Annotated in this window: 15 protein-coding genes; 6 read left to right on the top strand and 9 right to left on the bottom strand. The window is 61.7% G+C overall.

What is annotated here, in order from left to right:
* Positions 1-18: 18 nt before the first annotated feature.
* From K9B37_RS19455 to K9B37_RS19415, 9 genes are read right to left on the bottom strand one after another with little or no spacing between them, the layout of a single operon-like run.
* Positions 19-1,005 (bottom strand): ABC transporter ATP-binding protein, encoded by a 987-nt coding sequence (locus K9B37_RS19455; RefSeq protein WP_224315191.1) that lies wholly within the window; start codon positions 1,003-1,005, stop codon positions 19-21.
* A complete protein-coding gene (locus K9B37_RS19450; protein WP_224315190.1) occupies positions 1,002-2,000 on the bottom strand; it encodes an ABC transporter ATP-binding protein in 999 nt (332 codons plus the stop codon). The genes K9B37_RS19455 and K9B37_RS19450 overlap by 4 nt, the downstream gene beginning before the upstream one ends.
* Positions 1,990-3,546, bottom strand: coding sequence for a gamma-glutamyltransferase family protein (locus tag K9B37_RS19445; RefSeq protein WP_224315189.1), 1,557 nt, complete (start codon positions 3,544-3,546; stop codon positions 1,990-1,992). Before K9B37_RS19445 ends, K9B37_RS19450 begins: the two co-directional genes overlap by 11 nt.
* Complete coding sequence (locus K9B37_RS19440; RefSeq protein WP_224315188.1) at positions 3,546-4,445, bottom strand: polysaccharide deacetylase family protein; 900 nt, start codon at positions 4,443-4,445, stop codon at positions 3,546-3,548. Before K9B37_RS19440 ends, K9B37_RS19445 begins: the two co-directional genes overlap by 1 nt.
* A gap of 5 nt (positions 4,446-4,450) precedes the next feature.
* The gene (locus K9B37_RS19435; RefSeq protein WP_224315187.1) at positions 4,451-5,242 is read right to left on the bottom strand and encodes an SDR family NAD(P)-dependent oxidoreductase; all 792 of its coding nucleotides are present in this window, start codon (positions 5,240-5,242) and stop codon (positions 4,451-4,453) included.
* Between the two features lie 7 nt (positions 5,243-5,249).
* Positions 5,250-6,116 (bottom strand): ABC transporter permease, encoded by an 867-nt coding sequence (locus K9B37_RS19430; protein WP_224315186.1) that lies wholly within the window; start codon positions 6,114-6,116, stop codon positions 5,250-5,252.
* Complete coding sequence (locus K9B37_RS19425; RefSeq protein ID WP_224315185.1) at positions 6,113-7,042, bottom strand: ABC transporter permease; 930 nt, start codon at positions 7,040-7,042, stop codon at positions 6,113-6,115. Before K9B37_RS19425 ends, K9B37_RS19430 begins: the two co-directional genes overlap by 4 nt.
* A gap of 19 nt (positions 7,043-7,061) precedes the next feature.
* Entirely contained in the window at positions 7,062-8,564 is a 1,503-nt protein-coding gene (locus K9B37_RS19420) for an ABC transporter substrate-binding protein (RefSeq protein ID WP_224315184.1), read from the bottom strand.
* Position 8,565: 1 nt separating this feature from the next.
* Positions 8,566-9,312 (bottom strand): GntR family transcriptional regulator, encoded by a 747-nt coding sequence (locus K9B37_RS19415; protein ID WP_224315183.1) that lies wholly within the window; start codon positions 9,310-9,312, stop codon positions 8,566-8,568.
* A 510-nt stretch (positions 9,313-9,822) separates the two neighbouring features.
* Here K9B37_RS19415 and K9B37_RS19410 point away from each other — a divergent pair.
* The 6 genes from K9B37_RS19410 to K9B37_RS19385 all read left to right on the top strand — a co-directional run bounded on the left by K9B37_RS19410 (position 9,823) and on the right by K9B37_RS19385 (position 15,827).
* Positions 9,823-10,221, top strand: a complete 399-nt coding sequence (locus tag K9B37_RS19410; protein WP_224315182.1) for a response regulator — start codon at positions 9,823-9,825, stop codon at positions 10,219-10,221.
* A gap of 393 nt (positions 10,222-10,614) precedes the next feature.
* Positions 10,615-11,439 carry a metallophosphoesterase family protein gene (locus K9B37_RS19405; protein ID WP_224315181.1) on the top strand — a complete coding sequence of 275 codons (825 nt, stop codon included), beginning with the start codon at positions 10,615-10,617 and terminating at the stop codon, positions 11,437-11,439.
* A 30-nt stretch (positions 11,440-11,469) separates the two neighbouring features.
* Positions 11,470-12,666: an ABC transporter ATP-binding protein gene (locus K9B37_RS19400; protein WP_224315180.1), complete on the top strand. Its 1,197-nt coding sequence runs from the start codon at positions 11,470-11,472 to the stop codon at positions 12,664-12,666.
* A complete protein-coding gene (locus tag K9B37_RS19395; protein WP_439651760.1) occupies positions 12,666-13,598 on the top strand; it encodes a carbohydrate ABC transporter permease in 933 nt (310 codons plus the stop codon). Before K9B37_RS19400 ends, K9B37_RS19395 begins: the two co-directional genes overlap by 1 nt.
* Positions 13,598-14,479 (top strand): carbohydrate ABC transporter permease, encoded by an 882-nt coding sequence (locus tag K9B37_RS19390; protein WP_224315179.1) that lies wholly within the window; start codon positions 13,598-13,600, stop codon positions 14,477-14,479. Before K9B37_RS19395 ends, K9B37_RS19390 begins: the two co-directional genes overlap by 1 nt.
* 61 nt (positions 14,480-14,540) lie before the next feature.
* Positions 14,541-15,827 (top strand): ABC transporter substrate-binding protein, encoded by a 1,287-nt coding sequence (locus K9B37_RS19385; RefSeq protein WP_224315178.1) that lies wholly within the window; start codon positions 14,541-14,543, stop codon positions 15,825-15,827.
* Positions 15,828-15,902 lie beyond the last annotated feature (75 nt).

The following is a 15,902-nucleotide window of genomic DNA, read 5'->3' as shown; positions in this document are numbered from 1 at the left end:
CCTTAAGCAGATGCCGGATCAGGCTGCCAATGGGGCGGGTGCACGCACCAGGCACGCGGCGAGAGTGTCGCTCGCCGCAGGCTGCAGCGATGGACGAATAGTGCTGCACGGATCGATACGGATCGGGCAACGGCCGACAAACGGACATCCCACAGGTGGATTGAGCGGGCTCGGCAGGTCGCCCTTGAGGATAATGCGCTCCCGCGCGCGCTGAGCCCGTGGGTCGGGCAGCGGAATCGCTGAGATCAACGCCTGCGTGTAGGGATGTTGGGGCGCTTCGAACAATGCACCGGTTTCGCCTTGTTCGACGACGGTCCCGAGATACATGACGACGACCTCATCGGCCAGATGCCGCACAACTGACAGGTCATGGGAGATGAACAGATAGGATAGGCCAAGCTCCTTCTGAAGCTCCATGAGAAGATTAAGGATCTGGGAACGAATTGACACGTCCAGTGCCGAGACCGGCTCGTCGAGGACGAGAAGCTTCGGCGACAAGGCGAGAGCCCTGGCGATCACTACGCGCTGCCGCTGGCCGCCGGACAGTGCGTTGGGCGTCCGCTCCGTATAGGTCGCGGGCAGACCGACGCGATCGAGAAGCTCGCTCACGCGCCGCCGCCTCTCTTCCTTACGCCAGCCTTGAATGGCCAGCGGTTCGCCGATGCTGTCGCCAATCGTCATCTTCGGATTGAGCGCGGCGCTCGGATCCTGGAAGACAATCTGAATTGCGGTTGCGAGATCATGGCGGGCGCGCTTGTCCAGATGCGAAATCTCGTTTCCATCGAACCTGATCGATCCGGACGTGATCTGTTCGAGACCGATGATACCGTACGCGGTCGTCGACTTCCCGCAGCCGCTTTCGCCCACCAGCGCGACCGTGCGGCCGAACGGAATGTTGAAAGAAATGCCGTCGACGGCCTTGACCACGCCACCCTCGGACCCGCGGACCGGGAAGTGGACTTTGAGATCACGTACGCTGAGGAGAGGTGAAGCTGGCTCGGTCATGCAAGCTCCATCAGGCGGTCCGTATGCCAGCAGGCCGCGTCATGTCCGGCCGCGTCGACCGGATCGAGGGGCGGCCGCTGTGCACAGACATCCGTCGCCAGAGGACAACGGCTGCGAAATCGGCAACCCTGCGGCCACTGGTCGACGCTGGGAACGATGCCCTCGATCGTCCGAAGCGAACTCTTGCGATGTCCGTCGAGGCGCGGAACCGTTGTCAACAGGAGGTGGGTATAGGGATGGGCCGGGGCCGCGAAGATTGTATCGACGGGCCCCTGCTCGACCACCCTGCCCCCATACATGACTGCGACATCGTCGGCCATTTCGGCCACGACGCCCATGTCGTGCGTAATGATGATGATGGACGTGCCGACTTCATCGCGTAAGCGCTTCATCAGGTCGAGGATTTGCGCCTGGATGGTCACGTCAAGGGCTGTCGTCGGTTCGTCGGCGATCAAGAGGCGCGGACGGCAGATCAGCGCCGCCGCGATCATCACGCGCTGGCACATGCCGCCCGATAGTTCGAACGGATATTGCTTGGCCCGCCGTTCAGGATCCGGGATGCCGACGCTCGCGAGCATTGCGACCGCCTCGCGCCATGCCTCGGCGCGCGAGAGACCGCGATGAAGGCGCAGCGCCTCTTCCACCTGCGCTCCGACGCGCATGAGCGGATTCAGCGATGCGATCGGCTCCTGAAATATGATCGATGCCTTGTTGCCCCGGATGTCTTCCAGGTCCTTTTCGGGCAGATGCGCGAGGTCCCCTCCGTCCAGCTCGACCCGGCCATCGACAATCTTAGCTGCCTTCGGGAGAAGTCGAAGGATCGACAGGGCGGTCAGGCTCTTCCCGCAGCCGCTCTCGCCGACGATGGCGAGAATGCGCCCCCGGCTCGCCGAGAGCGAGACACCATCGACCACGTCGATGCCGCCAATCTGGATCCGAAGATCCTTGATGGCGAGGACCGGCCCCTCGTCCTGCCGCGCGCCATCAGTGATCATCAGCGAGGCTTTCGACCGCGACCGCGGCCCAGGGGCTAGTTGGATGCGCCATGCCAACATTTTCTACTCCGTCCCGCATCACGGCGGACGGAATCGCGAAGTTCACCGGATAAAGCGTGTCTTCAACAATCTCGACCGGGTAGCGCGTGCCGACCGTTGCCGAGACTGCCGGATCCGCCTTGGCGTTGACGCGGATCGTCGGGGTGCTCGCGTCGATGCGCGGCACATGGAACGCATCCTCCAAGGAAAGACCGCGATCCGCCATATAGGAGATGATCTGCAGCACCGTCGGAAAAATTGTCCGTCCACCAGCGGCACCGATGGCCAATATCGGTCCGCCGCCTTTCTTCACGATCAAGGGACACATGTTGGCGAGCGGCTTCACGCCGCCCTTGATCGAGTTCGGCTGGTGCGGGCGCGGGTCGAACCACATGACCCCGTTGTTCATCAGGATGCCGGCCTTTGGCAGGACCACCTTGGAGCCGAAACGCGACAGCAGCGTATTGGTGAGAGACACCATGGTGCCCGTGGAATCCACGACGCTGAGGTGAGTCGTGCAGCCGGCCTCGGGTGTCGCGGCATGCCCCATCGTTGTCAGGCGTTTCTCATAGGCATCGCGGATCGCCGTGGCATAGGCGAGTGCGGCATCCGCCATGGCAACGCGAGCCGAAAGATCGAAGGACTCAAGACGAGCACAGGCATCGACGAAGGTCGGGCCTCCGCTCAAGCCGGGTATCGCATTGATCTCGAGGTCGCGGTAAGTAGTAACGAGAGGCTCGCACCACTGGGGCCGATAGGCCGCGAAATCACTCGCATCGATCCGGGATCCACCCGCATTGAGATCCTCGACCAGAATCCGTGCCGTTTCTCCTTCATAGAAGTCACGCGCCCCTACCGCCGCAAGCCGTTTGAGGAGCTTCGCCTTGTTGGGCATAGGACGATACTGCACTCCATCCCGATCGCCGGCCCGAGGAGCCCTACCGTTGTCGAGAAAGATCTCCGCCGTCGCCGGATATTTCGCCAGCGCGGCGCCCTCGACCGCGAGGGAGAGCGAGGTGAACCAGTCCACCTCCAATCCGCGCTCGGCATGTTCGATGGCTGGCTGGAGCGCGTCCGCCCACGAGATCGTGCCGAACCGCGACAGCGCCTCGGCAAAACCGGCGACTGCGCCCGGAACACAAATGGAGCCATAGCCCGAAATGTTCCGGTCGCCCTCGACGGACGGCCAGTCGAACCAGTTTCCGGTTTTTGAGCCTGCGAGCGGATAGTCGGTCGGGTTCAGTCCCTGCGGGGACGTCACGTTGAAGTCGAGAGTGTTCACGGCACCGGTCATGCCGTCCGCATGGAGCAGAAATCCGCCTCCGCCAACGCCGGAGAGCCACGGCTCGACCACGCTGAGGACCAGCGCCGTCACGACGGCGGCATCCATCGCATTGCCCCCGTTGGCCAAGATAGCTGCACCCGCCTCCGCGGCATGGCGGTTCTGCGCGGCAACAAGGCCGTGCCGCGACCGTACCTCTGGCTTGCGAAGCGTAAAGGTCTGCATCAGCCTTCCCTCCCGAAACGAGCCCCGGCAATGAGCTGCGGAGCGCTCACTGGGACCCTGTATCGATCGGCATTGACTGAGCCTGCATGATGAGCCGCGACCTCGCCCACCGTCGCGATCCACACTCCCGGCTCGGCTGTCACGCGCTTAAGCAGTCGCTCGAGCATCAGGATTCGGTGAGCCCGGCCCGAGATCCAATCGTGAATGGTGAGCATCAAGAGACCACCTTCCTTATGGAGCATTGTCCATTCGTCCAGCCAGATGTCCAGGATCGGCCCCGTGGCCGAAGGCGGCCAGGAATCCGCTCCGCCGCCGACGAACTTGAAGTAGACTGCGTCATCGATCGCCCATTGGACCGGCACTTCGGTCACCCCGTCGATCGTGTAGGGATGATCGAAGCCCGAGAGGGAACTGTCGTAAAGGCCACGCTTCTTCAGCTCGCTCAGCATATGCGGGGTCATCTCCCATGCCGGGGACCGGAAGCCCTTCGGCACGATTCCGACTTGCGCACGGAAGACTTCGAGCGAGGCCTCCAGAGCACCGGTGAACTCCTCATCGGAAACCTGGGAGACGATCTCGTGGAAATACCCATGGAGACCGATCTCGTGTCCGCGCTCGACGAAGGCCGGCAGAAGTTCCGGATGGTTCTTCGCCACGACGCCGGGGACATAGAAGCTTCCCTTGATGCCGAAACGGTCCAGGAGATCGAGGATGCGCCAGATGCCGACCCGCGGGCCGAATAGCCGCTGCTCCATCTGTCCGATGAGACGTGATGTGGTCTCGCCTTTCAGGTTCCAGAGAAGAGGAGACTCAGCGTCTACGTCGACCGTGAAGCAGAACGCGCTGGTTTTATCCTTCGGCCACGCGTAGGGCGCCTGGGGATACGAAATTCGAGTCATGCCGCTCATAGAGGACGCTTCTTCGCTTGATGGACGGCGAGCGAACCGATCGAATTGCCACCGTCAATAGTGAGGGTCGCTCCGGTCACATAGGCGGAGGCGTCGCTCGCAAGATAAAGCAGCCCGTTCGCCACATCTCCCGGTGATGACGGCCGGCCCAGGGGAATGGCCGCAATGGTATTGTTGACATGCTCGTCCGTCAGGGAACTCACCGAGCTGCCGGCTGCGAAACCGGGCTCAAGCGCATTCACCCGAATGCCGAATTCGGCAAGTTCGATGGCAAAGCCCTTGGTCAGCCGGTCGAGGGCGGTCTTGGAAGTGCAATAAGGCACCACCGTGCGCCGCATCTTGCGCGAAGCACCGGAAGAAATGTTGATGACTGATCCTTTGACACCCTTCTCGATCATCTGGCGCGCGATGCCCCGCGTCAGGATGAAGGGAGCCCGCAGGTTCACCGAGAAGATCTTGTCGAATTCTTCGGTCGAGATGTCGAGCAGGAAGCCACTCGGATAGATGCCGGCGTTATTGACGAGGATGTCGGCCGCGCCCCAGCGGCGACCGATCTCGCTGATCAGCCCGTCGATTGAATTCTCGTCGGTCAAGTCCGCCGCGTGAGCGAAGCCGTCGGGACCGAGCGCTACGCCTCCAGCATAAGCGTCGAGGGCGGGTGCCTGCGCATCCGTGAGGCACAGGTTGGCACCGGCCGCCGCGAAAGCGTCGACAATCCAGCGCCCGACGACCCCGCAGGCCCCCGTGACGACGACGTGCTTGCCGGAAATATCGGAGAAGAAGTCCATTATGTCCTCATTGTGAACGGGGATCGAAGCGATCGCGCAGGTCGTCGCCGATGAGATTGACGGCGAGCACCAGCAGGAAGAGGCAGAGACCAGGGAACGTGGCGATCCACCATGCGGTCGCGAGGTAGTTCCGGCCCGAGCTGAGCATCGCGCCCCAACTCGCGGTCGGCGGCTGGACGCCCAGGCCGAGGAACGACAGGCCGGCCTCGAACAGAACCATGAGTCCGAATTCCAACGTCGCCACCACGGTCACTGCGCCGATGATGTTGGGCAGGATGTGCCGAATGAGAATTCGCGGTGCCGAGGCGCCCATGAAAGCCGCGAGCCGTACGAACGGCATGTTGGCGACGCTCAGTGTCTGGCCGTAGGCGATTCGCGCGTAGCGTGGCCAACGCGTCAGAGCGAGGACGACAATCACATTCACCAGGCCTGGGCCGAGGACCGCGACCGTGATGATGGCGAGCAGAATCGCCGGAACGGATAGAAAGACGTCCACGAGACGCATGGTGAGCACCTCGACCCAGCCGCGGAGATATCCCGCCAGCATCCCAAGCAGCACGCCAACCACTCCAGACAGGATGACCGACGCGAAAGCGACGAAGAGCGATACCCGCGCCCCGTAGATCAGCCGTGAGAGCAGGTCGCGGCCAAGTTCGTCGCTGCCAAGCAGATAGTGGAAGCTGCGGGACACCGTTCCGGGTGACTTCATCCGGGCGAGGAGATTCTGGGCGTTGGGATCGTAGGGTGCGATCAGCGGCGCGAAGACGGCGGCCAGAACGAAGGCGGCAATCAATACGATCGGCGCCCAGCGCGTGAGCGAGACGCGCATATGGCTCCGTCGCCGCAGCGGAGCCGATACTGTCACGGAGGTCATCGGCGGCTCCCGTCGAGGCGGATGCGGGGGTCGACTGCGCTGTAGAGCAGATCAGCCGCGAGATTGAGGGCAACCGTCACGAAGGCGCCCAGAATGACGATCCCTTGTACCACCAGAAAATCACGAGCGAGAATCGACTGCACTGTGACTTGGCCGAGACCGGGCCAAGCGAAGACAGTCTCGACGATGACGGCGCCCGCCAGAAGATTGGAGATTTCCAGAGCTGCGACGGTGATGACCGGAATGGAGGCATTGCGTGCCAGATGGCGGCGGAGAAGCAACCCCATCGGCACGCCCCGGGAGCGGGCCGTTCGGACGTAGTCCTTGGACAGTTCGTCCAGCAGCGCGGTGCGGGTGATGCGGGCGAAGGTCGCCATGCTCAGAAGCCCGAGAGCGAGCGAAGGCATGATCAGATGCTCGATGCCACCGGTCGACGACGGAGGAAGCCAACCGAGCGTCACCGCAAAGATCATGATCAGGATGATGCCGCTCCAGAAGGTCGGCATGCTCTGGGCTGCCAGCACGACGCTAGCGAGAAGTCGCGACGCCGGATGGTCGCGATAAAGTGCCAGAAGAACCCCGATCGGGATTCCCAGGCCGCAGGCGACCAGCAGGGCGCCGCCCGCTAGCTGCAGCGTGTAGGGCAGGCGTGAGGCGATGATGTCCCAGACCGGAACATTCTGAATGACGGAACGCCCCAGGTCGAAGCTTGCGATCTGCTTCAGGAAGGCAAGGTATTGGATGAAGAGCGGGCGGTCGAATCCGAGCGCCGCCCGCATCGCATCGATGTCGGCCTGGGTCGCAGTTTCGGGAACGAGCAGATAGGTCGGATCACCCGTGAGGCGCTGAAGGAAGAAGATCAGCGTCACGACACCGAAGACAGTGCCGATGACTTGTCCGATCCGTCGGAGGAGGAAGCGTCGCATGGATGATCCGTGGGTCCGTTTAGTCTTTCCAACTCATCCGGTTGAGGAAGAGGCTCTCGCTCGGCGAGGGCTGCCACTGCAGTCCCTTTGCGGCCCCGTAAATGGCCGCGCTCTGGTAGAGCGGAACGAGCGGAACATCCTGCGCGACGATCTCATGGACGCTGCGATAGGCAGCGAGCCGAGCCTTCTCGTCGAGGGACTCCCGTGCCTTCTCCAGCAATTCATCGGCTTTCGGGTTGCGATAGACCGACCAGGAGCTGCTCTTGTGCAGCAGCGGAAAGAGGACGCCGTCCGCATCCTGGCAGGAGCACGACCAGCGCCCGAAGCTCAAAGCAGGCGTTGCTTCGATGCCGCCCTGCGCGCGCTTGAGATAGCTCGCCATGTCGGACATGTTGATCTTCACGTTCAGACCGGCTTCCGTCAGCATCTGCTGGATCGCCTGCACGATCCGCTGATCGAAGACCGGCGACGTAGCGAGTTCGATCTCGGCTTTGCTGCCCTCACCTGCTTCCTTCACGAGAGCCTGGGCCTTCTTGAGGTCGTAGCTCGGCGCTGCAATGTCGGCGACCCAGCCGACATGGGCCGGTGTCAGCATCTCCGGTACCGGCTGGTCGTAGCCGCCGAGGATGCCATCGACCATGGCTCCTTTGTCGATTGCATAGGCGACGGCTTGGCGGATCTTGACGTTGTCGAAGGGCGGCTTTGCCGGGTTGAGGCGAAGATAAGCAACGCGTTCGGTTGGGACGGAGAGGATCTTGGCCTTGGGTGAGGACTTCAGCTGCGCCGCCAGATCGGAATCCAGCGTCACCGCAAGATCGCTCGTTCCTGCCTGCAGGTTCGCCACCCGCGTCGCCGCATCCGGCACCGCCCGGAACACCGCCGTCGCAAACGGCCCCTTCGGACCCCAGTACCGGTCGTTCGCCGACAGCGTCACCTGCACGCCCCGCTGCCAGCTGTCGAACTTGTACGGACCGCTGCCCACCGGCTTCAGGTTGAACGCGTCCTTGCCCACCGCCTCGACCACATGCTTGGGCACGATCGACAACTTCACCAGCTGGCTCAGCAGCGCCGGATAGGGTCCATCCGTGGTCAGCTTCACGGTCGTCGGGCTAATTGCCTCCGCCTTGACGATCTTGTTGAACTGACCCAGCTGCGGACTGGCAAACTTCGGATCGGTGATGCGCTGCACACTGAACGCCACGTCCTCCGCCGTCAGCTTCTGGCCGTCATGGAAGGTCACGTCGTCGCGGATCGTAAACTCGATCTCGGTGTCGGAGGTGTGCTTCCAGGCGGTCGCGATCTGCGGCACGATCTCGCCCTTGTCGTCGCGGGTGACGAGATTGTCGAAGATGTTGCGGTAGACATAATAGCTGTCCGGGTTCCACTGCACCTGCGGATCCAGCGACGACGGCTCGTTGACCAGATCGACCGTCAGCTTGTCCTTGGCCATCAGGGCGCCCGGCGCCACCGTCAGGCACAGCCCCAGCAGAGCTGCAGCCAATCCTCTCCCTCGCCTCAACATGTTAGTTCTCCTTCCGTTGCCCTGCTTGACCATCATGGATTGAAGGGAAGCGCTGCTCGCCTTCTCCCTTCGCGGCTTGCCGCTGTAATCGAGACCGGCGGACTTTTCGCTGCTGCATCGAGGCTGTCAGAACATCCGGGTGACGCAACAATGCGCCTGTGACGAACGCCTCGAAATGGATGATCTCGCGAACGATTTCTTCGGTAGCGCCGTCAGCATCCGACGTAGCCAGCGCGGACAGGAGAGCTTCCCGGCTAAGCGATTGGTACTGGATCTCCCCTCGCTCGAGAAAGCTCACCACACGCTGGGAGTGATCCCAGAGTTCATACAGCCACCTCTTATGAAACCAGTCGGCGCGATCGGCGAGAAGGTCGAGGAATTGGCGGTCGGTCACGCGTGCCGTCACAATGGCCTGCGGGTCCCGCCGTTCCGCAAGCGTCGCGGCGAGCGCTGCAAGCGTCTGGAGACGTTCACGTTCGGTGGCGTTTATCTTCACCTGCGCAAGAACAGGCTCAATTTGCCGACGCGCAGCAATGAGCTCGCCGATGAAGGCCCCAGTGATAGACTTGGTTCGCCAGCCTTGCCGGGGAACCGGCGCGACCAAACCTTCGGCCGAGAGGGTCTGCAAGGCGGACCTGATTCCGGCGCGCGCTAGCCGGTATCGTGCCTCGATCTCGATCTCAGAGAACGCGCCCCCCGGCGCCAATTCGCAGCTCAGGATGGCGTGCCGCAGAACCTGGATCGCCATAGCGCTCTTGGCGGTCGGGCCTGGGGGCCGAGGCAGGGCGAAAGGCGATGACTGGTCATACATTACGCTAGGTCAGCACGGTTCGTGAGATTGCACAAGCCGGTTTGTGACATCTTACGACACAAAATGTTTGCGCCCTGCTCCGGTGCGATGCTCTTCATGCCGAACACGCCGACGCGTCACGGCGTCCGAATTGTCATTCGTGCTGGTGCAGCCTCCAAGCGCCCATTTTTGCTGCAGAACCTGGATCTTGAGCAACGAACTGAGCCTTGCCACCCATGTTGATAGGCAAGAGTCGAATCCAGCCCGGCACGACACAATCGGCGAGGTAACTCCAACATGTCATCAGGAACCGGCCAGCTCCGCATAGGTTAACTTCCGGTGAGCGTGGCCTCCGGCGTCGGTACGGTCTGAGGCGATGCCCCTCTCACCTAGCCGGGGTCGGCGATTTGGATCGCCATTTGCTAGACAGGGCTGATGGCGCCCGCAGTGTCACTGAAGGGGATGGTCATGACTGCCCGCCCGTTGTGCCTGATCGCCGAAGATCAAGGTCCAGTCGGCCTCACCCTTGCAGCCCAGTTGGACGACGCTGGTTTTGGGGTCGTCAGCGCCCTTCCGGACAATCGCTCGATCCTTCATTGGTTGACTCAAAACCGGCCCGACGTGGCACTGCTGGATTTCATGCTTCGCGATGGCCCCTGTGTACCGGTCGCACGTGCGCTGAAAGCCCGCGGGATTCCGTTTGCTATCTATTCCGGCATGCCTCCCCGCGGACGGCTGCCGGCAGAGCTGCAAGGCGTGCCTTGGTTGAACAAGCCAGCGCGCCGTGAACAGATCGCGGAGACGTTAGGGGCCTTGTTCGAGCACAAAGGTGCCGAGAATTCCCCCAGAACCACATTCGAGCACTGAATCGGCTTGGAGTCGGGCGGTCGGGCAGCAAACAGAAGTCGGAAAACCGAGGAGTCTGAGATCCTCAAGGCGTCTGGAGGTAAGGCGGCATGCCCCGATCCTCCAGCCGCCATGGTTTGGCATGTCCCGTGCCAAGGCAGCAACCGGATCCAAGAGCTGTTCGAGTTGCCCCCATAGGCAACGAATATTGGAAATTCAGCAAACTAACCATTTGTAACATTCAGAATGCATATGTATTCTGAATGTGAGAACGATTGAAGGTCCGCGAGATCGCTGCAGCCAACCGAGCCGGTCAGCGACCCCACCAATATCGGGAGGCACGTCGATGCCGTTCGAACCAGAATCGGACGCAAACCGGGCGCGGTGGATCGGTTCACATAGGGGGTGAACGTCATGACACGCGTGCTTCAGATATCCGACACTCATCTGAGTCCCACGAAAAGACATTTCACGGCCAACTGGCCAGCGCTTCTGACATGGGCGGCGGAACAGCGGCCAGATCTAATCATCCATACCGGCGACGTGTCGGTCGACGGGGCGGATCAGGAGGACGACCTGCGCTACTGCGCGTCGATCTTCAGGGATCTCCCGGCGCCCGTGTTGTCGGTACCGGGAAACCACGATGTCGGCGAGGCCATTCATCCCCATCAGCCCGTCGATCCGACGCGGCTCGAACGCTGGCGCCGCCATTTCGATGGCGATTGGTGGCTACGAGATGTGGAAAACTGGCGCTTGCTGGGACTCAACTCGATGCTGTTCGGCTCGGATCTTCCTGACGAGGAGCAGCAGCTCGCCTGGCTCCGGGAGGCCATGGCCGATGCATCGGGACGCAGGATCGCTTGGTTCACGCACAAGCCACTCTTCATCGAAGGGCCGGACGAGGCCGATACGGGCTATTGGTCGGTCAAGCCCAAGCCCCGAAAGGCGCTTCTGGACCTTCTGCGGGAGTTCGACGTCGCCCTCGTCGCGACGGGACATCTTCACAAATCACATGACCTGCGCGCAGAGGGCCGCCGCTATATCTGGGGCCCGTCATCCGGCTTCGTCGTGGGACCCGAGATGCAACCGCCGATGCCCGGAGAGTGTCGGCTCGGCGCGGTGATGTACGATTTTGCGGATTCCGACGTGACCATCACCCGCGAGAACGTGCCTGGCCTGACCACATACTGGATCGATGACGTAGTGCATGAGGTCTACCCGCCGCGGGAAGCGGCCTGAGGATGGGCGATCAGCACAAAGGAGTCCAAGATGGCCCGAGTTGAACTGCGTGCTCTTGCCAAGTCCTTCGGGGCTGTGCCGGTCCTAAGCGGGATCGATCTGGACATCGCCGACGGAGAGTTCCTGACGCTCATCGGCCCATCGGGCTGCGGAAAGTCGACTCTCATCCGGATGATTGCCGGGCTCGAGCCGCAGACTTCGGGCTCCATTTCCATCGGCGGCGTGTCCATCGACCATCTTCGTCCGCACGAGAGGCGGGTCGCGATGGTGTTCCAGTCCTATGCCCTCTATCCTCATATGTCGGTGTTCTCCAACATCGCGCTTCCGTTGACGATGCAGCGCTTGTCACTGTGGGAGCGACTACCACTGATCAAGCTTCTTTCGAGCCGCCGCCGGAGGGTCATGCCCGAGATCGCGCGCGAGGTGCGCGCCATCGCCGAGCAACTTCAGATCGAGCACCTGCTCGACCGCCGACCGGCGCGGCTCTCGGGGGGGCAACGCCAGCGCGTCGCGCTCGGACGTGCAATGGTGCGCCACCCCGACGTCTTTCTCATGGACGAGCCGCTGTCGAATCTCGATGCTAAGCTGCGTGTCCACATGCGCACCGAACTGGCGGAGCTTCATCAACGGCTGAAGACGACTTTCATCTACGTCACCCACGATCAGGTCGAGGCGATGACCATGTCCGACCGTGTCGCTATGATGGACGCAGGACGAATCCTTCAACTCGGCACCCCGACCGAACTCTACGAGCGGCCGATCAACATCAAGGTCGCGTCTTTCATCGGAAGCCCCGCTATCAATCTCCTGAAGGCCAAGGTGGGCCACGACGGCTACATCGAGCTGATGGACAGACGGCTTACGCTCCAAACGCCGCTGGAACCGGGTGCGGACGTGACGCTCGGAATCAGGCCGGAGGCGATGTTTCCGGCCTCAAGCGAGGAGATCCGAACCGGCCGCGCATCTCTGCCGGCGAGCCTGCGCCGCAAGGAAAATCTCGGTTCAGAATTCATCCTCCATTTCGACGTCGCCGGACCGGCATCAGTGGTCGCGCGCGTTCCCGCAGGCCCCGTAGTTCAGGCTGTCAATGGCAGCGTCGAGCTGAGCTTCGATGTAGCTGCGTGCCACATCTTCAACGAGCAGGGCGAGCGCATCGAGCCTAACCCGCTCGACAGCTGCGAGCTCTCACGTCCGCGTACACTCGTTGCGAGCGGAGGAGGAGTGTGATGGCTGCGACAGCCATATCCAGTGCCGAGGCTGGTTTGCCACAGGGCCGCGCTAACCGGCAGGCTCTGGTCGAGAAGCTGGTAGGGATGGGATTTGCGTTCCCGGCCTTCCTCCTCCTCCTCGTCATCATCATCACGCCGCTGATCGTCCTCTTCTACCTGAGCCTCACCGATTACGAACTCGGTGCACTGGATTTCAGGAGTGTCGGCCTCGGCAATTTCCAAAAAGCGATGTCGGATCCGGTATTCAGACGCTCTCTCTGGAACACCGTCCTTTACGTATCGATCGTCCTCCCCGGCGCGGTCGGGCTCGGGCTCTTGGTGGCCGTGCTCGTTCATAGCCGAAAAAGAACCCGCTCGTTCTATGAGATGATCTACTTCCTGCCGGTCACTTCGACCCTGATCGCCATGGCGACGGTCTGGCAGGTCCTGCTCCATCCGCGTCTGGGCCCCATCAATGCCTTCCTCCGCCAGATCGGTATCGGCGAGGTCGCTTTTCTGAGCGATCCGTCTCTTGCGCTGCCGACGATCGCCGTCATCGGCATATGGCAGCTCGTCGGGTTCAACATGGTTCTGTTCCTGGCGGGCCTTTCGGCCATTCCGAAGGATCTCTATGAGGCCGCCGAGATCGACGGCTGCGCCAACGGGATCGATCGGTTCCTCACGATCACATGGCCGCTCCTTGGGCCAACGACCATGTTCGTGATCATTACCACCTCAATCACCGCCTTCAAGGTCTTCGACACGGTTGCGGTGATGACCCGCGGCGGTCCGGCCGGAGCATCCGAGGTGCTGCTCTATGCGGTCTATCTGGAAGGCTTCCAGTACTTCCACACGGCCTATGCGGCGGCGCTGACGATCATCTTCCTCGTCTTCATCCTCATCTTCTCCGTCATCCAGACCTTCGTTATCGATCGCCGGGTGCATTACTGATGAGCACGCAGCCCCTGCCCCCATCCGCCGTCCAAACCTCGCCAGGACTAGCTCGCACCCGGCACATTCTCGGACTCGTAGTCACTCACGGGCTCCTGCTGACAGGTGCCGCGTTCATCCTGCTGCCGTTCGTGTGGATGCTCGCCACATCGATCAAGCCCCCGGACGAGGTGTTCACCGCCACCTTCAGCTTGTGGCCGAAGCGCTTCTACGGCGTCGAGAACTATTCCTATGCCCTGACGGCGGCGCCGCTTCTCCGGTTTGCCCTAAACGGCGCGATCCTCTGTGGCGGTATCCTCATCATACAGTTGCTCGTGGCGATACCTTGCGCCTACGCACTTGCAAAGCTGCGGTTTCCCGGACGTGACGTGCTCTTCGTGCTGGTGCTGCTCGGGCTTGCGGTTCCGGTGCAGGTGCCTGCTCTCCCGCTCTATATCGGTTTGGCAAATCTCGGGCTCCTGAATACCTACTTCTCGATGATGGTGCCGTTCTTCCTATCCGTCTTCGCGATCTTTCTTCTTCGCCAGTTTTTCAAGAGCTTTCCGGACGATATCATTCATGCGGCCCGCCTTGACGGGATGAGCGAATTCGAAATTGTCTGGCGCGTCGTGACACCAAGCGCATGGCCAGCCATCGCCGCGTTCTCCGTATTCTCGATCGTTGCGCACTGGAATGACCTCTACTGGCCGCTCATCGTGATCACGGATGCCAGCCTGGCACCGCCGCCGCTCGGCATGATGTTCTTCGCAAATGCGGAGACTGGCTCAAATTACGGGGCGCTGACAGCAGCCGCTACGATCCTGACGGCGCCCCTCGTCATCACATTTCTCTTCGCCCGCCGTCAGTTCATTCAAGGAATCACGATGACGGGCGTCAAATAAGACTGCCGGAGAAACGGCAGCTTCCGACACTTGTACCAAGGACCATGGGAGGAGACCAGCTATGGGCTATTATTCGAAATTCACGACGGCGCTTGCGGGCATGGCGATCGCCGGCAGTGTGACTGCCACTCCGCTTCTTGCGGAAACCACATTGGACGTCCTCTATCCTCAGCCTTCGTTCGCCAAGTTCCATGAGCCGATTGCGCAAGAGTTCATGAAGCGTCACCCCGACATCAAGATCACGTTCCGCGCCCCCGTCGCGAACTACGACGAAGGGCATCAGGTGATGTTGAGGCAGACGGTCACAAACCAGCTGCCAGACCTGTACTTCTCCGGCTTTCACCTGCAGACGGAGCTCGTTAACGCCCTCCTGAAGCGGCAGCAGATTACTGAGATTGGACCCTTTCTTGACGCCGAGCCTGCGGAATGGCGCAGCGCCAATTACTCCGAAAAGATCATCGATCTCGGCAGGGTCAACGGGAAGCTCTATGGCATGCCGGTCAATGCTTCTACACCGCTGATGTATTTCAACGAGGAGCTTGTGAAGAAAGCAGGCGGCGACCCTCGCAAGATGCCGGATACGTGGGAAGGCGTGATCGCCCTTGCTGCGAAGATCCGCGATGTCTCGCCAGGAGTGGCGGGCCTGTCGTACAACGTCCACGACTGGCCGGATGACTGGCTGTTCCGCGCGCTTATCCATCAGAGCGGTGCAAACATGCTTGATGCTTCCGGCACGAAGGTCGCGTTCGGAGGCGAGCCTGGCCTCAAGGCGCTCACTTACCTGCGCCGCTTCGTGACTGAGACGGGTATGCCGCTGATCGACTTCGACTCGTCACGTCAGCAATTCACCGCTGGTCAGACTGGCATTCTTTTCGAGACCCCTGCCCGGCTGCGCCAGATCACAGACCTCGTCGGCAACAAGTTCACCCTCGGGACAGCGGTCTTCCCCGTAGACGACAAGGCCAAGGGCGGCTTACCCACCGGTGGCAGCTCGGCGGTCATCACGGCACGGGATCCGGCCAAGCAGAAGGCCGCGTGGGAATACGTCAAGTTCATGACTGGTCCGGAGGCGCAGAAGATCGTGGTGGAGATCACAGGTTATCTCCCGACGAACAAGCTGGCCTCTGGCCCCGAATTCCTCGGGCCGTATTATGATGCCAATCCGAACTTCAAGACCATTACCTATCAGACAGACCGCTCGGTCCCATGGCAGGGCTATCCGGGCGGCAGCTCGGTGCGGATTTGGCGTCTGCAGCGCGACATCATCAACGGCGTCATGCGTGGCGAAACCCCGCCCCAAGCGGGCCTCGACCGGTTGGTCAAGGAAACGACGGCGCTGATGCAGTAAAAAGGACGACAACCCAGAAGGGCACGGCCGGACTGCCGTGCCCTTCGTTTTGTGAGACACGAAAGCAGAGAAGCA

It is taken from the genome of Microvirga puerhi, from assembly GCF_020089865.1.
Classification (GTDB): domain Bacteria; phylum Pseudomonadota; class Alphaproteobacteria; order Rhizobiales; family Beijerinckiaceae; genus Microvirga; species Microvirga puerhi.
The sequence above is the reverse complement of the archived record's forward strand: the minus strand, read 5'-3'. Positions and strand labels throughout refer to the sequence as shown.